Annotated in this window: 15 protein-coding genes; 3 read left to right on the forward strand and 12 right to left on the reverse strand. The window is 56.2% G+C overall.

What is annotated here, in order from left to right:
* Positions 1 to 2: 2 nt before the first annotated feature.
* From ileS to ACNKH6_RS00180, 12 genes are all read right to left on the reverse strand, one after another.
* Entirely contained in the window at positions 3 to 2,810 is a 2,808-nt protein-coding gene (gene ileS, locus ACNKH6_RS00125) for an isoleucine--tRNA ligase (RefSeq protein ID WP_417913511.1), read from the reverse strand.
* A gap of 226 nt (positions 2,811 to 3,036) precedes the next feature.
* Positions 3,037 to 4,140, reverse strand: coding sequence for a D-alanyl-D-alanine carboxypeptidase family protein (locus tag ACNKH6_RS00130; protein ID WP_417913512.1), 1,104 nt, complete (start codon positions 4,138 to 4,140; stop codon positions 3,037 to 3,039).
* Positions 4,141 to 4,254: 114 nt separating this feature from the next.
* Positions 4,255 to 5,922 carry a DUF3352 domain-containing protein gene (locus ACNKH6_RS00135; RefSeq protein WP_417913513.1) on the reverse strand — a complete coding sequence of 556 codons (1,668 nt, stop codon included), beginning with the start codon at positions 5,920 to 5,922 and terminating at the stop codon, positions 4,255 to 4,257.
* Between the two features lie 78 nt (positions 5,923 to 6,000).
* Positions 6,001 to 6,894: a 23S rRNA (guanosine(2251)-2'-O)-methyltransferase RlmB gene (gene rlmB / locus ACNKH6_RS00140; RefSeq protein WP_417913514.1), complete on the reverse strand. Its 894-nt coding sequence runs from the start codon at positions 6,892 to 6,894 to the stop codon at positions 6,001 to 6,003.
* A 295-nt stretch (positions 6,895 to 7,189) separates the two neighbouring features.
* Positions 7,190 to 8,200 carry a glycosyltransferase family 2 protein gene (locus ACNKH6_RS00145; protein WP_417913515.1) on the reverse strand — a complete coding sequence of 337 codons (1,011 nt, stop codon included), beginning with the start codon at positions 8,198 to 8,200 and terminating at the stop codon, positions 7,190 to 7,192.
* Positions 8,201 to 8,591: 391 nt separating this feature from the next.
* Positions 8,592 to 9,533 (reverse strand): DVU0772 family protein, encoded by a 942-nt coding sequence (locus tag ACNKH6_RS00150; RefSeq protein ID WP_417913516.1) that lies wholly within the window; start codon positions 9,531 to 9,533, stop codon positions 8,592 to 8,594.
* A gap of 14 nt (positions 9,534 to 9,547) precedes the next feature.
* Positions 9,548 to 10,591: an SGNH/GDSL hydrolase family protein gene (locus ACNKH6_RS00155; RefSeq protein WP_417913517.1), complete on the reverse strand. Its 1,044-nt coding sequence runs from the start codon at positions 10,589 to 10,591 to the stop codon at positions 9,548 to 9,550.
* 4 nt (positions 10,592 to 10,595) lie between these two features.
* Positions 10,596 to 11,321, reverse strand: a complete 726-nt coding sequence (locus ACNKH6_RS00160; RefSeq protein ID WP_417913518.1) for a TolB family protein — start codon at positions 11,319 to 11,321, stop codon at positions 10,596 to 10,598.
* Between the two features lie 31 nt (positions 11,322 to 11,352).
* Positions 11,353 to 13,299: a hypothetical protein gene (locus ACNKH6_RS00165; RefSeq protein ID WP_417913519.1), complete on the reverse strand. Its 1,947-nt coding sequence runs from the start codon at positions 13,297 to 13,299 to the stop codon at positions 11,353 to 11,355.
* 9 nt (positions 13,300 to 13,308) lie between these two features.
* The gene (locus ACNKH6_RS00170; protein ID WP_417913520.1) at positions 13,309 to 14,904 is read right to left on the reverse strand and encodes an acyltransferase family protein; all 1,596 of its coding nucleotides are present in this window, start codon (positions 14,902 to 14,904) and stop codon (positions 13,309 to 13,311) included.
* Positions 14,904 to 15,149 carry a hypothetical protein gene (locus ACNKH6_RS00175; protein ID WP_417913521.1) on the reverse strand — a complete coding sequence of 82 codons (246 nt, stop codon included), beginning with the start codon at positions 15,147 to 15,149 and terminating at the stop codon, positions 14,904 to 14,906. Before ACNKH6_RS00175 ends, ACNKH6_RS00170 begins: the two co-directional genes overlap by 1 nt.
* A 196-nt stretch (positions 15,150 to 15,345) precedes the next feature.
* Complete coding sequence (locus ACNKH6_RS00180; RefSeq protein WP_417913522.1) at positions 15,346 to 15,657, reverse strand: hypothetical protein; 312 nt, start codon at positions 15,655 to 15,657, stop codon at positions 15,346 to 15,348.
* A 31-nt stretch (positions 15,658 to 15,688) separates the two neighbouring features.
* Here ACNKH6_RS00180 and ACNKH6_RS00185 point away from each other — a divergent pair, with 31 nt between their 5' ends.
* From ACNKH6_RS00185 to aat, 3 genes are all read left to right on the forward strand, one after another.
* Positions 15,689 to 15,967: a hypothetical protein gene (locus tag ACNKH6_RS00185; RefSeq protein WP_417913523.1), complete on the forward strand. Its 279-nt coding sequence runs from the start codon at positions 15,689 to 15,691 to the stop codon at positions 15,965 to 15,967.
* Between the two features lie 112 nt (positions 15,968 to 16,079).
* Positions 16,080 to 17,729 carry an acetolactate synthase large subunit gene (locus ACNKH6_RS00190; protein ID WP_417913524.1) on the forward strand — a complete coding sequence of 550 codons (1,650 nt, stop codon included), beginning with the start codon at positions 16,080 to 16,082 and terminating at the stop codon, positions 17,727 to 17,729.
* The gene (gene aat / locus ACNKH6_RS00195; protein WP_417913525.1) at positions 17,729 to 18,409 is read left to right on the forward strand and encodes a leucyl/phenylalanyl-tRNA--protein transferase; all 681 of its coding nucleotides are present in this window, start codon (positions 17,729 to 17,731) and stop codon (positions 18,407 to 18,409) included. Before ACNKH6_RS00190 ends, aat begins: the two co-directional genes overlap by 1 nt.
* The last annotated feature ends 86 nt before the right edge of the window (positions 18,410 to 18,495 follow it).

The raw sequence follows: 18,495 nt of genomic DNA on the forward strand, positions 1-18,495 counted from the left end.
GATCAGCCTGCCATATTGGGGACAACGGCGGCGCAGCGGCTGCACAGGGCCGGATGCTCGCTGTCCTGGCCGACGCTGGGGGAAATCATCCAGCAGCGTTCACATTTGCCGCCCGGCGCGGGCCGCACCGCGATCTTCAGCCCGGTGATTTCTTCTGAAGCAACGAAGGTGGCTCCTGCCTCCCCGCTTATCTTCAGGCTGGAGACGATGCACAGCTCGCGCAGCAGCTCCTCTTTGCCGACAAGGAATGCGGCCAGCTCGCCTTCCGCGCAGAGCAGCACTTCAGCATCCAAAGACAGACCGATTGTTTTGTCGCGGCGGGCGGCCTCCAGCACCTTGGTGATTTCGCCGCGCAAATTGAGCAGACGGCTCCAGCGGGCATCTAAATCGGCATCAGGAGCGATGTCGTCCGCCTTGGGGAAATCAGCAAAAAAGACCGAGTCTTCAATCGGTGAGTTCTCGTCCAAGCCGTGCAGATGTTCCCACGCCTCGGCGGCGGTGACGCTGAGTATCGGGGCCATCAGGCGGAGCAGGCCGTCCAAAATCCGGTGCAGCACGGTCTGCGCTGCTCGGCGGCCCGGCGCGTTCGTGCCGGAGCAGTAGAGCCGGTCTTTGAGGATGTCCGCGTAGAGGCTGGAAATGGTGATGCCGCAGAAGTTGATCAGGTTGTGGTAGATGGAATGGAATTCGTAGCTCTCATACGCCTTTTCCGTCCGGCGCACCAGTTCGGCGTAGCGGGCCAAGGCCCAGCGGTCCAGCTCGCGCAGCTGCTCCGGCCCGACGCTGTCCTTGGCCGGATCGAAATCGCTGAGGTTGGAGAGGAGAAAGCGGACGGTGTTGCGAATCTTGCGGTAGGCATCAGCGACATGGCGGAGGATTTCCTCAGAAACTTTGACATCATCGCGATAATCCTCGCAGGCCACCCAGAGGCGGAGTATCTCCGCTCCGAATTTATCAATCATCTCCTGCGGCAGAATGACATTGCCCAGCGACTTGGACATCTTCTTGCCCTTGCCGTCCACAACAAAGCCGTGGGTCAGCACGCCCTTGAACGGCGCACGCTCACGGGTGCCGACCGAAGTCAGCAGCGAGGACTGGAACCAGCCGCGATGCTGGTCGCTGCCTTCGAGGTACAAATCCGCAGGCGAGCGCAGTTCCGCCCGCGCCTCCAGAACCGCCGCGTGGCTCACGCCGGAATCGAACCAGACATCGAGAATGTCGTGCTCTTTCTCGAACTTGGCGCAGCCGCAGGCGCACTGCACCCCGGCAGGGACAAAATCCGCCGCCTCGTGCTGGAACCAGGCATCCGCGCCTTCCTGCTCGAACAGCTCCTCAATTTTGGCGCAGACCTCGGCGTTTTTCAGAATCTCGCCGCAGCTGGCGCAGGTGAGCACGGTCAGCGGCACACCCCAAGAACGCTGGCGTGACAGGCACCAGTCAGGCCGTCCTTCCACCATACCCTGAATGCGCTGCTCGCCCCAGGCCGGTGTCCATTGCACCGCTTTGATCGCCGCTAACGCCTTCTCGCGCAGTCCGTTCTGTTCCATCGAGATGAACCACTGCTTGGTGGCCCGGTAGATGACCGGCTTCTTGCAGCGCCAGCAGTGCGGGTAGGAATGGTCAATTTCGCTCTCTTTGACCAAAACCCCGGCGGCGGCCATGTCGTCATTGATCTCCCGGTTAACCATCGGGATGCGGCGGCCTGCGTATTTCCCGGCCTCGGCCGTGTACTGACCTGCATCATCTAGGGGCGAGAGCACCTCCAAGCCATAACGCAGGCCGGTGAGGTAGTCGTCGGTGCCGTGGCCAGGCGCAGTGTGGACGCAGCCAGTGCCGGAATCAGCAGTGACGTAATCGGCCAGAACGATCAGCGAATCGCGCTCGAAGAAAGGATGGCGGCATTTTTTGCCCTCCAAGCCTTTGGCGGAGAAGGTGCAGAGCACGCTGTAGTCAGCAATGCCGAATTCGGTGAAGCATTTCTCCACCAAGTCTTTGGCGAGGATCCAGATTTCATCGCGCACCGCCACCGCCGCATAAACAAAATCCGGGTGGAAGGCCACGGCCATGTTGGCGGGCAGCGTCCACGGTGTGGTCGTCCAGATCAGGACAGAGATTTTGCCCTCCTGCCCAGCCAGCTCAGGAATGATCTCGCTCAGGTCGTCCGCAAATGGAAATTTGACGTAAATGGACGGCGAGCTGTGGTTGTAATACTCGACCTCCGCTTCCGCCAGCGCGGTGCGGCAGGTCGAGCACCAATAAACCGGCTTCTTCGAGCGAATTATGCCGCCGTTGAGCAGGAAGCGGTTGAATTCGCGGGCAATCGCGGCCTCGTAGCCGTAGCTCATGGTCAGATAGGGATTGTCCCAGTCGCCAAGCACGCCCAGCCGCCGGAACTGCGCCTTCTGAGCGGCGATCCACTGCTCGGCGTATTTGCGGCAGGCCCCGCGCTTCTCCAGTGTGGAGATCACCTCCTTGCGCTCGCCCAGCTCCTTGTCCACGTTGTGCTCAATCGGCAGGCCGTGGCAGTCCCAGCCCGGCACATAGGGCGCGTTGAACCCGGCCATCCGCCGCGATTTGAGGATGATGTCCTTGAGCACCTTGTTGAAGGCCGTGCCAAGATGGATGTTGCCGTTGGCGTAGGGCGGGCCATCATGCAGAATGAACAAGGGACGGTCCGCCGCAGCCTGCTGGAGCTTCTCGTACAGCTTCTCCTTGTCCCAGCGTTCCAGATACTGCGGCTCCTTCTGAGTCAGGCTGGCCTTCATATTGAACCCGGTCTTGGGCAGGTTCAGGGTGTCCCGGTAATCCATTTTTTTCTCGCGGAGATATCTTGTTGTTCGACGGTTCAAGCCTGCTGTTCCGGCCTGCGCTGGCCATTCCGGCACGACAGCAAGAGTTTACCCGGAACAATGGAAGATGCAAGGGAAAACCTGCCAGCAGGCAGGACAGCGGCCCCATCCCGCTTGTGCGGCAAAAAAACAAAGGGCAGACATGCAGTCGTCTGCCCCGTAACCCAATTGATTTGACCTTTTTTCTCTACCTGACTGCCGCGCCGCCGCTTTTGCCAAGCTGGGCCAGCCGGAGCTGCTCCTTCTTCTGAAAGCCGTAGTCAACCAGCCGCCGGATGTCGTTCCACATCGTGGAGCTGCCCATGATGGCGACCACCAAAACATCTTCGCCGCGCCGGAACTGACCGACATAGGTCTGCCGCGCTGTGCTGGTGTAGCCGGTTTTGCCGCCCATCGCCCCGTCCATCTGCCAAAGAGCCTTGTTGTGATTTTTCAGAAGCTTGCCATATGATGTGATGGTTTTGACCATCCGCATCCGTTCAGCAAAATTGCGGTCCTGCATGGCGTGGCGGAAAATTTGGGCCAGATCGCGGGCGGTGGTCTGCTGGCCGTCGGCGGTCAGTCCAGATGCGGTGCGGCAGATAGTGTTCTCCGCGCCCCAGAGCCGGGCGTGCAGGGTCATCAAATTGGCGAATGAGGATTCGCTGCCCGCGATTTTTTCAGCCAATGCAACGCTGGCATCATTGGCTGATTCCAGCAGCACGGCGTTGATCAGATCGTCCGCTTTGTACTGCTGGCCGGAATTCAGATACACCTTGGAGCGGGGCATGGATTCGGCATGAGAGCTGACCCGAACTTGTTCATTTTCTTCCAACCGCTTCAGGGCGATCAGCCCGGTCAGCACTTTGATGGTTGACGCAGGCTGACGGGGATTGTCGGCTTCTTTGCTGAAAATTGGCTCACCAGTGCGGGCATCAAGAATCATCACGCTTTTGGAGGTGATTGGCAGGCCAGAATCATCGGCAGGAGCGGCGAAACGCGCCTCAGCTTGGCTGATCGCGGCTCTGATGCTGTCTCGGAAGCTGCGGGCGACCGGAGCCGTTCTGCACATCCGCCCGGCATTGCTTTTTCTGACCGTCCGCCGCTGCTGCCGTTTTTGCTGCACCCCGGCTTGTTTCTGCACCGCTTTGAAGGAAGCGGCAGGCTGTTTTTTTTGCACTGCTGCCTGCGGATGCTTTTTGCCGCCTTTGAGAACTGACACTGCCGCCGCAGGAGGAACCTGAATCGCGAGAATGCAGGCCGCCAGCACATTGAGGAAAAGAATGTGATAACGATATTTGGATGCTGTCATGATCTCCGTCCGACAAGATGCGTTGTAAGCTCCTCCATTGGATGTAATATCGGCAGGAGGAAGGTCTGTCAAGCGGCAGCAGGCTGCCTCTGAGAAATATTCCTATCAGGTGTATTATACCGCGTTCCGCCGCAAAACCAGAACCCAATCTGCATGATCTGCTTCGACACGGCTCCAGACTGCGGTAAAATTGAGTGAACGCAGCAAGTTGAGCACTGCCGCCCGCAACTTTTCCGCCGCCAGCAGGCCGGTTGGAGGTAAAACCGTTGCCGCCCAGTTCGTTGTTTTCTGCGCCGCCGCAGCCAGCAAAGCAGGACGGACGACCAAGGCCAAGGAATTGGCCGCGCTGAATTGAGCTGCCAGTTCCGGGCCGAACAGCTCGCGCCAAAACTGCGGCAGTCCCCTGCCCTCTTCGGTCATGACGCTTTGCAGTGCAGCCTCACCGTTGGCAAAATACAGCATTTGATCGGTCAGAGCAAGGGCAGGATGAGCGGCCTCTGGGGGAAGCAGCGGCCAATATGTGATGGAATTTCCGCCTGCTTCCTTGGTTTTTTCAGAAAAACCGCGCTCGGCCATTTTTTGCCGCAGACGGGCCGCCAGTCGGCGCGCAGACTCAGGCTCGCGGATTTGAGCGAAAAGGTTCAATCTGGGCAAGGGAAAAAGACCAATGCTGGTCACTTCGCCCATCGTCAGTCCAGCCTGCGGCCCAAGTGCTGCCAGCAATTCTTGCAAGGAAAGACCAAGCTGCTCCTGCACTGCCGCGTCCATCATTTGATATTGCTTCGGCCCGGCAGCGGCGAACAACTCGTTGTTCAGATCAGCAACCCAGCCATACAGCAAAGTTTTCTCGTTCAGCAAATGCAGTGCCATGTTGTTCTGGCGCGGCGGCTGTCTCTGGCCGCGACCAGTCAGATCATAGCTTGCCCGGCTAATAATCTGCACATCGCCTTGCGCAACTGCTGCTACGCCGCTCCAGATCTGAACGCCGCGCAACAACGCCGCTGCCGTGCCGAATTCAGGCTGACGGCTGGCAGCAGCAACCTTGCTGATTTTCTCAGGATTGGTGTAAAATTTTACATAACAGCTCGCCGCGGCGGCACGTTCAGTCCAGAATTTTTTTGCCGCCTGAAATGCAGGCAGAGCATTCAGTCCGCCGCCCGCCGCTTTCTGCCGGAGCGCGGTCGTAATGGTGTCTGGGCTGTACGAAAGAATGATCACGCCGTCTTGAGCATGACCGTAGAGATATTCGTTATTATCCAGTCGAATGCGGGTCAGCTCCAAGCCGTTGACGGTCTCCGTGCTGAAACCGCTTAAAGTGAGACGGGCCAGCATGGCGGCAGACTCCGCCGCCGCCGAAGAGCCGAAGGCGAGCAGCATTCGTTTCAGCTCCGCTTCCGGCGCAGTGTTCAGGCGAGCGATGTCCGGGGCGAGGAGCGCGAAAGTTATGTCATCGCCAAAGAGCTGCTCAATGGCCGGGTTGGTCAGCAGATCAGCGGCTCCGTCAGCAAATTCCTCATACTTAATTATGGCATCTTCCGATGCCCCCTGTTCCGCCAGAATCTCCCTGACCGTTGGTTTAGCAAAGAAGCTGCCAAGGGCGGACTCCGGGAACGCAGCAGTCATGCCTTGCAGATCAAGCAAAGTGACGGCAGCCAATGTGTCGGCAGGCAGATAGTCGGCGTAATACTCGCTCCCGGACATCGGTGCGACGTGGCGGAAATACAGCACAGCCCCTGAACCTCCGGCCAGCAGCAGGACAAGGAGCAGGATGAGCTTTTTCATGACAGGGGAAAGAAAACAAGAGGCGTGCCCCAAGGAAGGAGCATTTCTGCCCGCTTGGCGGCGGCGGACAGATTTTTTTTAAACGGCGGCTTGGGCTGCGCTCAGATTCTGCCGCACCGCCTCAAACATGACTAATGCCGCCGCCACGGAGGCGTTGAGCGAGTTGAATCCGCCCGGCATGGGGATGGTGACAAGATGATCGCAGTGCTTTTTCACCAGCGGACGGATGCCCTTGCCCTCGCTGCCAATGACTATGCCGATTTTGCCGCTGAAGTCGGTTTGATAGACGGACTGCGCCTGCGCTTCGGCCACTGCTCCGTAAATCCAGAAGCCCTGTTCTTTAAGCTGCCGGAGGGCATCGGCGAGGTTGACTACCCGGCTGATACGTAGATGCGCGACTGCACCGGCAGAGGTGCGGGCGACTGTGCCGGTCAGCGGTGCGCTGCGTTCACTGGTGAGCACAATGGAGCTGAAGCCAGCCGCCAGCGCAGAACGGAGAATGGAACCAAGATTACGCGGATCTTGAATGGAGTCGAGCAGGAGGATGCGGGCTGGCTCTGCCGCCAGCAGCTCGGCCAGCGGCAGCAACTGGGCTTCGGTCTGCCGAGCCACGACTCCTTGGTGCTTGCAGCCGGGCGGCAGATGCAGCTTGTCCGCCTCAACAAAGCGGATTCGGACTTCAGCGGCACGGGCTGCATCAATAAGCTCTTGCAGCCGCGCTCCGGCCTTGCCCTTTTCAAGCAGAATTTCGCTCAGGCTGCGAGGATTGCTGCGCAACGCCTCCGCCACAGTGTTGATGCCCCAAAGCAGGCCGTCGCCCTCTGCCTCCTCAGACGATTCAGATGATTTTTTTGAAAAAAAAGAAGCAGGAGTTCTTTTCGGCTGTGAGGTCATCGCAGGGAAAATGTTAATTTTTTTGGCTAAAGCGGCTGTCTGTTTTTTAGCGATTTTTTCTTTTCGATTTTTTAGCATCAGCTATGCTGCTTATAATAAAAGCTGGTGTTAATAATAATTAAATTAAAAAACCATTAAATGCATATGGTGCCCAATTATAATTTCTAAAAACAGTAAAACTTAACATTGCTGCAAATGTTGAAAGTGGTGTGTGGATAGTTATTTTTTTAAAAAAAATTAAACAGAACTTTCTTTTTCAAGAAAATAATCTTGAAAAAATTTCGTGAAAATATACAATGTATAGATCAACAATGACCGTCCTGTTATTGTCTTGTCTGTTCATACCATTCTTCCTTTTTTGGAAGAAATAAAACTAGTATCTAATAATATTATTAGATACTTTCATTTCATCTACATCTATATGACTCTCTTTTATATCTTCAACATTTACATTTTTCATACTATAAAGCCAATATAATGGTCTCCTTTTTCCTTGTTCAAATATTCTCCCTATATAAGAACCTATGACACTAAGAATGAAAATATTTAAGCCAGAGAAGAAAAATAACAAGATAACAATAGAAGTCCAACCTTGGACTGTTTCATGAAAAACAAAATGATTGATTAGGGATTTTATTAAATAAAAGAAACTAATACCCCATAACGTGAATGATAACCAATTAATTGCTTTTATAGGAGCGGATGAGAAGCTTAAAATAGCATTACTTGCTAATCTGATCATGCTATTCAAAGAATATTTAGTTTTTCCAGCATAACGCGCATCACGGTCATACTGAATAACGCATTGCCGAAACCCTATAACAGCAAATATTCCTCGCATAAAACGATGCGGCTCACGAAAGCTTTGTGCAGCTTTTGCTACAGAACGCGTAAATGCACGAAAATCTCCACAATTCTTAACTAAATCCTTCGCTAAGAATTTATGCATAATTTGATAAAACAACCATGCGGTAATTAATTTAAATTTGGTTTCACCAAGACGACTTCTTCGTTGAGCATGTACAACCTGATATCCCTCTTGAATTTTCAAAAGCATATCTTTTACAAGTTCAGGAGGATCTTGTAAATCTGCATCTATAGTTACAATTACATCTCCTGATGCGTAATCTATTCCTGCGGTTATAGCAATTTGATGCCCGAAATTTTTTGCAAAATGCAGTACTTTAACTGAACTGTCCTGTTCTGCGAGCAAATTGAGCAACTCTGTCGTTCCATCTGAGCTGCCATCATTAATAAATATCAGCTCGAACTCATAATCACACAACTCTTCAGTGATTTTTTTAATCCTTCTATATAGTTCGTTTATAACCTTGAATTCGTTATAGCAAGGTATTACAAATGTAATTCTTTTTATTGGATTCATTTTGTTGCCACCATATAGCAGTTACGGGTCGAACGGATACCGAAAAGCCTCTTTTGTTGAACGTTTTAAACGTTTAAATTTAATATGTTACATATATGATGCGCATTCGGGCCGATGGCCGATTTGCGCGTAGCTGCTATATAGGTAATTCTTGATTTATGCTCAAATAGCATATTTTTTACATTCTCTATTGAGATACCTCAATCTTTATTAAAAAAACAAATGGCTTCAACTATCTGTCGCCGGGATGACACAACAGAACGTTGCAACACTACAGGCATTACGCGGTTGAATTTATAATTCGTTGATTTCGTTCAACTGGCGATTTGCACACTGAAAATAACTATTTGTAATAGTTAAATTTCATTTTTCAACTGCGTAACTCTCCCGTTCACGCCTTGCGGCACAGACGGCCAAAGCCGCCGGGGATGGTCGCTGATGCCCAATACGCCCGTCCCTGCTTGAAGTCAACGAACCACTGCCCGCCGGGCTTCCGCACGGCATCCACAAAAATAAAGGGTTGATCCGAGGAAAAGGCCGGATGGAGATATTGCATCTTGGCATTCAGCTCTGGCTGCATCAGCGAAAGCGCCTCGGCCAAGGTCGGCAGCCGCCAATCCTGCTGCCCGGCAAAACCTTCGCGGTTCAGCTCCTCAATCGCCTTGCGCAGCATCCGGTTGCTCATGATGTCTATACCGCCGCGCTGCCAGATCAGCCCAGAAACTTTGTCGGTCACAGTCAGCCCATCGCCATTGTCCACCAAATAGGCGCGGTGCTGGCCCGCCGGGTTGCGCTCGTGATCAAGCAGGTTCAACTGGCGGATCATCGCGTCCGCCTCGTCTTCAGTCAGCTCCGCCGAGCTGTCTGGCAGCGCGACAGGCTTCAGTCCGGCAGGCAGGGGCGCATTCATTCCGGGCAGGCCCGCAGGCCCCAGCCGGTCGCTGCGATCCTCGCTGGCCACCGGCAGCACCTTGGAATTGTCCTCGCTGCTCATCACGTTGGCGATCAGCCACTGCTTCAGCTCTTCGTCAATGGCCAAGGTACGCTCGAAATAGGCTGTCCTGCCCTGCCGTTCGACACAGCGGCGCAGCAGCTCCGGCGGCGCAAGAATCTCCGCCACCACACGGGCATATTTGATGCCGCGCTCCATCAGACAGAGCTTCGGCTCTTTGCCCCAAGCATCAATAAAAAAGTAGTAAATCCGCTCCTTGCTGCTGCGGATCCGCTCTTTTCCACCCCAGCTTTCAAAAGTGCCGAAGGTGTATTCCGGGGTCATCTCCCAATCCACTGCGGTGGGATTGCCGTTCAGCTGCAATGTGTCAAAAAGTCCCATAGCGTCTCCTTGGCTCAGATGAGCCGATGACGAGCCTTGTTCCGCTGCCAGACCGCAATCGTCAGCAGCAATCCTGCGGCGGCCAGCACAGCCTGCTGCCACAGAGCAGCTTCAACCAAAAGCCATGCAGCGGCGAGCAGCGGCAGCAGCGCGAGCCGCACCGCCAGCCGGGCAGGCTCGTGCCGGGTGATGAACGCCGCAATTGGCGGAGAATGTTTGTAATAAAATTCAACAAAAGCCTGTCCGGGCGCATTGGTCAGCAAACGCAGGTCGCGAAACTTTTTGAGGAGGATTACCTGCGGCTGGAGCGCAGAGCCGTAAGCGGCGGTGGCGATAAAACAGCCACTTTTGCTCCCGCCGCCGCTGGACGATGCTGTTGTGGTCGTGGTGGTGCTGGCGCTTGGTGTCGTCGTGCTTGAGGAGGACGAGGACTCTGTGGTGGCGCTGGCAGAACTGCTGCTCGCCGCAGGACTGCTCCGCACGCTTGAGAGAGCCTGAGAGAATCCTTCGGCAATCATCTGTGAACCGGCATCTGTCGGATGCAGGCCGTCAACATTTATCCGGCTCCAGTCATTGACTACCCGGCTGTAGGTGTCCACCAGCGTGAAGCCGCCGCTGGCTGCGGCCTGAATGATGCCGGGGTTGTAATTTTCCGGTGTATAACCTGGCCTTGAATTGGGCGTGATGGTGGACATAATCGGCACTGCGCCTGCATCCCGCGCCTGCTGGGCCATGTTGGCCAAATTGTAGCTGGTGCTGGACGGCGAAAGCCCTTCAACCACATCATTGGCCCCTTCCATGATCACCACATAGTTCGGTTTCCGCGCCGCCAGCACCTCGGTGAAACGGGACACGCCGTGCCAGGTGTCTTCGCCGCCCACGCCTTCATTGATGATGGTGGAGGAACTCTGCATGGATTGCAGATAGACCGGATAGCCGGTCGCCTGATAGCCAGCGGTGATTGAGTCGCCGAAACAGACCACAGTGTCAGCTGAGACCGAGGCGGCTGTCCCGGCGCAGCACAGCAGGGCAGCGCAGACCGCAGTGTATATTTTCATGATCTCAGAACGTTTTCAGCGAGTATTGGCTGGCCGCCGGAACAAATTCAGGCAGTTCCTGCCGTTCCTTCTGCACTTGAGCCGCATTGTCCACTGCTTCAGTTTGCTGCTCCGCCGACCAGTGGTCTTTGGCATACACTGCAACTAACGGCACATATTTGCCGCTGCGGAATCCCTGCCAGCGGACTTCAATCTGTCCTTGCGCATTTTGCGAGATTATTGGTTTGATATCCGGCACCTCGTTGGCCTTATTGACCAACTCCGGCTCCTGCCACGCCGAACCGACCCAGCGGCGGCAATAAATTTCATCTTGGCCGCCGTCATTGCCTGCCCAAACCAGCCAGAGCGTGCCACTGCTGTCAATCAGGGCAGACGGGGTTATGGCCGAGCTGCCTTTGGTATCCATCACTGACGGCTGCGACCATGCGCCATCTTTGGCAGCCATAGTGTAGCCGATGGAAATGCTGTCCGGGGCAACTGCTGACCAAAAGACCCAGCGGCTGCCGTCCGGGCCGACAGCCAGCGCAGGATGCAGCTTGTTGGCATTGTCGTCCGTGAGTTTCACGGGGTCGCTCCATGCGCCATTGCGGAAGGAGCTGGCATAAATTTCGTCGCGGAGACCGTCTGACTGCGACCAAGCCAGCTCCTTCCGCACCGCGCCGAATGAAGGGACGGCGGACAGAACAGCGGCCACGGCAAGCAGCCGAACAAGGACAAATTGTGACAGCATGATTTCACCTGAGAAGAATGGCTGACAGCGGTTACAGACCCGCTTTGCCGATTTCATACAGCCCGACAAAAACAAAATTATACACTGACAGCAGGAAAAGAATAAAGAACAATCCGTAAAAGACCGGCTTGAGCACCAGCCGCTGGCAGTGATACGAAAGCATGGCCAGCATGGGCACCAGCGGCAGGAGATAGCGGCCTTGGGCTTGGAAATCCACAGTCCAAGCGTGCCAGATCAACGCAGCCAGCAGCAGGCCAGCTCCGCCTGCGGCGAGGGTGAGCAGGCTCAAGCCGGGCAGGCCGCCCCGCCAGCACACGGAAACCACGAGCGTGAGGAGGAGCAACAGGCCGACAATCCGCACATATTCATAATAGGAAAACGGTGCGGAATACTGGGTGTAACCGTACACGCCGAAAGCGGTGCGGAAGGATTTTTCACCCCAGCGGTCCAGCTCCAGCATTTGCCGCAACGTGCGCCCCTTATCCCGCATCTGAAGATAAATATGCTTCTTCTCAATCGGGGTGCTGGGCTTATAGATCGGCTCCGCGTATTGCTCGCGGGCGGCCAGCACCAGCTCGTCTTTTTTGAAATCGTTGACCCAAGCATCGGTGATTTTGACGGCAGCAAAGAGCATTCCGCCGCAGAGGATGATCGTGATGAAACGGGCCAGCGTCCGTTTATTCCACGTTGGCGGCGCAAGCAGATGCCGCCAGAAAAAATAGCCGAGAAAGAACAGGTAAAGGAAATAAAAATTCTTTTTTTCCAGCAGCAGCAGGGCGAAGAGCAGGGCGAGACAGAGTGCTGCCAGCCAGCCGCGCTGATCTGGCTCGTCCCGCAGCAGGCGGTTGAAGGCCGAATTTTCCGCTGCGAGCTGCCATGCGGCAATCAGACCGATCACAGCGGCAAAGGCATCTGAGTTGCAGTAGCTGAAAATATACCAGATTTGCGGCGAAATCAGCAGCGGCAGGAAAAAAGGGCGGAACTGCGCCCGGCCTGCGGCGAAAAGAAGCAGGCCGAAAAAAAGCAGCACATTGAAGCAGCGCTGGGCCGTGTATGTCGGCAATTGCAGGGGATCAAGGATCTGGAGAAATTTTCCGGCCAGCAGATAATAAATTTCACCGGAATGCAGCCGGGACACCCCGTAGAGACTGTACGTGCCCGCAGCCGCCGGATCGCCGACTTTCGGCGGCAGAAGATGCGTTTTGTGGTATTCGGCAGCGGCGATATGCACGTACTCATCGGGGTGGGTGTTGTACGCGCTGATTGAGGCCATGACCACAATCAGGGCAAACGCGAACACGCCGAGCAACGGGATGAAATCCAGCCGCCGGGAGAGTGCGCGGCATGACTGGATGCAGAGCAGGGCCAGCAGCAAGGCGGCCATGCCATGCCCGATTTCCTCTGGCCAAGCAATCTGCCGTTCCATGCGCGGAATGGCCAGCTCAGTCTGCGAATCTTTGCTGTTGAGCAGCAGTTTGACCCCGCCTTCCGGCAGCATGGTCATGGAGTCAACCCCGGCAACAGGCCGGAGATTGGCGACAAAATCAACGGAATTGCGCAGCTGCCAGAGCGGAAAGCCGCGCTGCTGGAAGGCAATCCGCCGGATGGTGATATTCGCCGGTTTTTCGCTGGGATCAAACCGCATGTGCTCAAGCTGGGAAATGTCTGTTGTCCAGACAGCATATTTCGTCACGCCGGGCTTGATCGTCGTCTGCGCCATCAGCTTTTCGCTGTACTGACCATGCTGGTTCGGCCAATAGAGCTTGAGCACGGTGCGGGTGTCGGTTTCCAGCTCCAGCTCAACTAAGGCCTTGTTGTAGAGCAGGAAATAATAGGCGGCGGAAAACACGATGGTCAGGATGAGGACGGCCAGCCACGGTTTTCCAGCGGCGGCCTGCTCTTCCGGCGACGCAGCAATGGTCAGGCCGTGCAAGGGCTGGGCGGCGCGGAACTCAGGCAAAAAGCGGGCAATCTGCATAGGCGTGGCTCAGGCGGAACGAAGAAAGGGCCGTTCCAGCAAAGAATAAGTGATGCAGGCGAAAAAATAGCTGCACAGCAGGGTGGCGAGAAAAAGCGGCAGGCCGGTGAGATGCTGCCCCCAGCTCAGTTCTGCGGTCTTATGGAGCAACTCTATGATCAGCGGATGAAAAATATAGATGCTGAACGAAACCAGACTGAGGGCGCGGAGCGGAGTCCAGGTCAGAAAGCGGACTGCCGGAGCTGCGCCTGCGGCCAGCGCGGCCAGAATCAGCAGGGCAGCGGCGGCGGCGAAGCAGGGAAAATAAATCTGAGCGAATATCCTGTGGCCGCTGCCCCAGAAGTTTTCGTCGGTGCAGCAGAGAAAGAACAGCAGGATGGCGATGACGGCACCTGCCGCCCAAGGTTCCGCTTTTTGCCGTGCTGCCAAACTGACCTGTTCCTGCCAAAATTTATGCAGCCACGCTGCCAGCACGCCGCCAAGAAACACGCCGAAAAAGAGCGGCACGGTCTCGTTCATGCAGCCGCGCAGAAAGGCGGTGGCCGAAAAACGGTTTGCAGCGATGACCAGCAGCGTCAGCATTGGCAAAACCAGCCACGGCCTGAGCCGCACGCAGAGCCAGCAAAGCAGCATCACCGGCGGGGTGAGGAGATAAAAAAGCATTTCCTGCGGCACCACCCAGAGATGGCCGTTTCCTTTGAGGAAAAGAAAATGGAGCAGAGCCTCGTTGAAGCGGCAGCTCATCAGAAAAATGAAGACCACATAGGTGTAATAAACCGGCAGAATGCGCTTGGCCCGACGGAAGAAAAAATGGCTGAGAAAGGACAAGGAGACCGCCCGCTCCGGCTGCTGGACAAAAGGCCGGGCAATCAGAAAGCCGCTCAGGGTCATGAATATCCACACGCCGCTGCGGCCCAAGCCGGAGAAAGTCCCCCACGTGTGATCCGCGATGACCAGCAGCAGGGCAAGGCCGCGCAAGCCGTCAAGGGCGTTGATGTTCTCGCCGGTGGACGGTCGTTTGCTGCGCAGATCAGCGAACGGCGGCAGACTGGCAAAATCCGTCTGCTGCACAGCGGCGCAGGTCAGCAGGGCGAAGAGGAGCGGAATTCCCCAGAGCAGCAGCGGCTGCGGGCGGAGCAGCGGTGAGGAACAAACGATCTGCGGATCGGTGCCGGTTGTGATCTCCACGGCATCGTGGCGCAGACGAAGCACAGTGTCTGGGGCCGCGCTGCGGAACAGCCGGAAGATTTCCTCCGGCAGAAGCGTCCGGGCTGCGGTGAATTCGCCGCCTACGGTCACTTTATGCAGCCGGACAAGGCCAGGACGCTCGCCAAAATCAAGACGGAGTTTGCGCAGCGGCGCAAGACCGAGCTTGACGCGCACGGTTTGCGGCTGCCCGCTTGGTTGGATCAAGGCCGAAAAAACTGAATCGTGTTCGCTGAATCTGCGGCTGCCGGAATAGAAAACTTGCAGCCGGTCAGGGTGATCAAGCGCAAGTTCCGCCTCAACAAACGAAGCGCTGAACAGCAGATTTCGGCAGACGAAAAACAGGGCCGCAAACACCAGCAGGGCTGCGGCCACAGCAAGCAGGCTGCGTTTCGGCATCACCGTTTTTTCAGCCGCTGATACAGACGATGGAGCTTGTCTTCATGCCGGACAAGCAGAGGAAAAATGATGCCCCCGAAGGTATGCGAAACCAGCAGCACCAGCAGACCTTTCAAGCGCGCCCCGCCGCCAAGATTGCCTATGGGAATGATTTTGCTGCACAGAAGGGTGCGGAAAATGCGGAAAATTTCGCCCTTGCCTAAATCGTAGTTTGTGCCGGTGACACGCTGCTCGTTCGGGTGCATTGCTGGTGGTTTCAGACAGAGAAGGTTTCGGCTGCGGAGCCGAGGCCGTCAAATCGTCCGATTATACCCGCCGGGCAGGGCTGTTGGCAACAGGGGAGACGTTGCATCCGGCATCCTTCTGGATTCAATGCGTATTTGCAGTGCAATCTTCCGCAGCAGGGAAATGTCTTCACAACTGCGCTGGAATTTTGTACTTTTAATGCCCGGAGCAGCGCCATGAAAATTTCAGAAAAATTCTTGCCATGCGACCAAACAAGAACACGAGCTTCCTGCGGCTGTTTCCTTTTCTCTTCCTGCTGAGTTCCTGTGCAATAAATTCAGCACCAGACAACAACGTTGATTTTCTGCCGCAAGCGAAATTATCGAATCTGTCGGGAACATACAGCAACTCTGGCGAGCCGAATGGATATTTTTCTAAAGATGTTCTTGGGCTGAACGAAATCAGCCACAAACGAGTCCGCTTGGTGAAACTGACAGCAGGAGGAAATGCGGTCAGGGCGCAGCTCATTGAAAATGACTGCATCAGCTATGAAAAGACCTTGCTGCTTGGGCGTGATGTGCAGGAGCAGGACGGCAAACTTGTCGTGTACAGTGAATCGCATTTGCTGTCAAGTGGCGGCGATGATGTGATGATTGGGCCGCGCCATACGGAGAAAATTTTTGGACTTGATATGCGTCGCGATGGCAAACTCAGAGATTCAGGATACGGAGCAGGCCTGGTGATGTTCTTGCTTCCGATTGCCGTTGCAGATCAGACGGATATCCGCTTCAAACGAATGAACACTGCCGGGCAGCATTTCTTCCGCTGCGGCAGATGAAATTGAGTTTTTCCCTACCCCTGGAGCGGGCAAATGCGGTACATTAGCTGAACCGGCCAGGCAAATTCTTTGCGGCCTGCTTCACAACAAGGTCATGACAGGCATTCAAAAAATGAACGGTGCTGAACTCTTAGTGCGCTGCCTCGAAAACGAGGGCGTGGAATATATCTTTGGCATACCCGGCGAGGAGAACCTTGCCTTCCTGGAAGCCTTGCGGACTTCCAGCATCAAGCTGATCCTCACCCGGCACGAGCAGGCCGCCGGCTTCATGGCCGCAGCCTATGGCCGCTTGACCGGCAGACCGGGAGTCTGCCTTGCCACGCTTGGGCCGGGCGCGACCAACTTTGTCACCAGCGCGGCGTATGCCTATCTCGGCGGTATGCCCTGCCTTTTCATCACCGGCCAGAAGCCGATCAAGACTTCAAAGCAAGGCCGCTTTCAGATCATCAATGTGGTCTCAATGATGGCCCCGATCACCAAGCTGACCCGGCAGGTTGTCAGTGCGGATTCCATCGCCGCCTTGACTCGCGAGGCCTTCCGCACAGCGGTGCAGGAGAAGGCCGGGCCTGTGCATTTGGAGCTGCCTGAGGACATCGCGGCGGAGCCGGTCTCAGAAGCGGCCCGGCCCTTCCCGGTGACGGAACTGCCGGTGCCTTTGGCTTCGGACGAGGCCCTGCGCCATGTAGCTGCGATCATCAGCCAGGCGAAGAATCCGCTCCTGCTCATTGCTGCGGTGGCCAATCGCCGCCAGACCGGCGCGGCCATCCAGCAGTTCATCGAGCGCACGGGCATTCATTTCTTTTCCACCCAGATGGGCAAGGGCACAGCAGATGAGTTCCATCCCCGCTGCTTGGGCACAGCCGCGCTGTCTGATCATGACTACCTGCACTGCGCCATCGGCAGGGCGGATGTGATCATCAACGTCGGCCATGATGTGGTGGAGAAGCCGCCTTTCTTCATGCGCAGGGACGGAGTGCATGTCATTCATCTCAATTATTTCAGTGCTGTCTTTGACGAGGTCTATTTCCCGCAGCATGAGATCATCGGCGATATTGCCGACTCGGTCAGCCGCCTTGCCGGGCTGATCGCGCCGGACTCGCTGGCAGGAGACGGCTATTTCAGCAAGCTGAAGAAGGAGATTGAGAAGAATGTCTATCGCTGCACCTTGCCGACGACCTTCCCGCACACGCCGCAGCAGCTGACCAAGGTGCTGCAAGAGCTGACCGACAAGGAGACCATTCTCTCCTTGGACAACGGCATGTACAAGATCTGGTTCGCGCGGAATTACAAATCCGCTGATCCCTGCTCGGTGCTGCTCGACAACGCGCTGGCGACGATGGGCGCGGGACTGCCGGTGGCCATAGCCGCAAAGATGCTCTTTCCGCAGCGCAAGGTGATTGCCGTCTGCGGCGATGGCGGCTTCATGATGAACTCGCAGGAGCTGGAGACCGCCATCCGCCTCAAGCTCGATCTGACCGTGCTCATTCTGCGCGACAACGGCTTCGGCATGATCAAGTGGAAGCAGGCGGGCATGAACCTGCCGCAGTTCGGCCTTGATTTCGGCAACCCGGATTTTGTCAAATATGCCGAGAGCTACGGCGCGTCGGGCTGGCGGATTTCAGCGGAGCATCAGCTACCGGAGACCCTCGACCACTGCCTGAACACGCCCGGTGTACATCTGATTGAGCTGCCGATTGACTATGCGGAGAATGAGTCGGTGCTGATCGAGGAGCTGCGCCGCAAGACCTGTCTGATCGGCTGATGCCTGTCTTCCGCCTGAACCGAGAGCTGGTCTTTCCGCCGCCGGAGCTGGCCGAGCCGGATGGTCTCTTGGCCGTGGGCGGCGACCTCTCGCCGCAACGCCTGCTGGCCGCTTATCAGCAGGGCATCTTCCCGTGGTACTCCGGCGACGAGCCGATCCTCTGGTGGTCGCTCTCGCCGCGCCTGGTGCTCTTCCCAGAGGAGTTTCACCTGCCGCGCAGTCTTGCCCGCACCATCAAGCGCGGCATCTACCAGGTCAGCGCGGACACCGCCTTTGCCGAAGTTATCGCCGCCTGCGCCGCTGTGCGGCAGGAGAGCGGCACGTGGATCAACCAAGACATGCAGGCCGCCTACATCCGTCTACACGAGCTGGGCTTTGCCCATTCGGTGGAATGCCGCTTCGAGGGCGAGCTGGTTGGCGGGCTGTATGGACTTTGCCTCGACCGGATGTTCTTCGGCGAATCCATGTTCGCTCTGCGCGACGATGCCTCAAAGGTTGCAGTGGCCGCGCTGGTCAGCCATGCGCGGAGCAGCGGCATTCAGGCTATCGACTGCCAGATGACCACTGCCCACATGCTCCGCTTCGGCAGCCGCGAGCTGGACCGGCAAGCCTTTCAGGAACTGCTCGAACAGCTTGTGCAGCGCATCCAGCCGCAGGAGCGGTGGCGGCTTCAGGCCTGAAAAGCGGTTTTTTGTAAAAAGCCATTGTACCGCCAGCATTTTTCTGATAATTTTCTTCCCGGCTCCTGTCTTTCGCAGGAAAGCTC

The organism is Candidatus Electronema sp. JM (assembly GCF_048287415.1).
In the GTDB taxonomy this organism is placed as follows: Bacteria; Desulfobacterota; Desulfobulbia; order Desulfobulbales; family Desulfobulbaceae; genus Electronema.

What these genes read in the sequence shown, in the direction of transcription:
- ACNKH6_RS00165 (WP_417913519.1), bottom strand. Translation starts at nt 13,299, where the DNA reads ATGCAGATTGCCCGCTTTTTGCCTGAGTTCCGCGCCGCCCAGCCCTTG.
- ACNKH6_RS00130 (WP_417913512.1), bottom strand. Translation starts at nt 4,140, where the DNA reads ATGACAGCATCCAAATATCGTTATCACATTCTTTTCCTCAATGTGCTG.
- aat (WP_417913525.1), top strand. Translation starts at nt 17,729, where the DNA reads ATGCCTGTCTTCCGCCTGAACCGAGAGCTGGTCTTTCCGCCGCCGGAG.
- ACNKH6_RS00170 (WP_417913520.1), bottom strand. Translation starts at nt 14,904, where the DNA reads ATGCCGAAACGCAGCCTGCTTGCTGTGGCCGCAGCCCTGCTGGTGTTT.
- ACNKH6_RS00160 (WP_417913518.1), bottom strand. Translation starts at nt 11,321, where the DNA reads ATGCTGTCACAATTTGTCCTTGTTCGGCTGCTTGCCGTGGCCGCTGTT.
- ACNKH6_RS00135 (WP_417913513.1), bottom strand. Translation starts at nt 5,922, where the DNA reads ATGAAAAAGCTCATCCTGCTCCTTGTCCTGCTGCTGGCCGGAGGTTCA.
- ileS (WP_417913511.1), bottom strand. Translation starts at nt 2,810, where the DNA reads ATGGATTACCGGGACACCCTGAACCTGCCCAAGACCGGGTTCAATATG.
- ACNKH6_RS00175 (WP_417913521.1), bottom strand. Translation starts at nt 15,149, where the DNA reads ATGCACCCGAACGAGCAGCGTGTCACCGGCACAAACTACGATTTAGGC.
- rlmB (WP_417913514.1), bottom strand. Translation starts at nt 6,894, where the DNA reads ATGCTAAAAAATCGAAAAGAAAAAATCGCTAAAAAACAGACAGCCGCT.
- ACNKH6_RS00155 (WP_417913517.1), bottom strand. Translation starts at nt 10,591, where the DNA reads ATGAAAATATACACTGCGGTCTGCGCTGCCCTGCTGTGCTGCGCCGGG.
- ACNKH6_RS00180 (WP_417913522.1), bottom strand. Translation starts at nt 15,657, where the DNA reads ATGAGCTGCGCCCTGACCGCATTTCCTCCTGCTGTCAGTTTCACCAAG.
- ACNKH6_RS00145 (WP_417913515.1), bottom strand. Translation starts at nt 8,200, where the DNA reads ATGAATCCAATAAAAAGAATTACATTTGTAATACCTTGCTATAACGAA.
- ACNKH6_RS00150 (WP_417913516.1), bottom strand. Translation starts at nt 9,533, where the DNA reads ATGGGACTTTTTGACACATTGCAGCTGAACGGCAATCCCACCGCAGTG.
- ACNKH6_RS00190 (WP_417913524.1), top strand. Translation starts at nt 16,080, where the DNA reads ATGAACGGTGCTGAACTCTTAGTGCGCTGCCTCGAAAACGAGGGCGTG.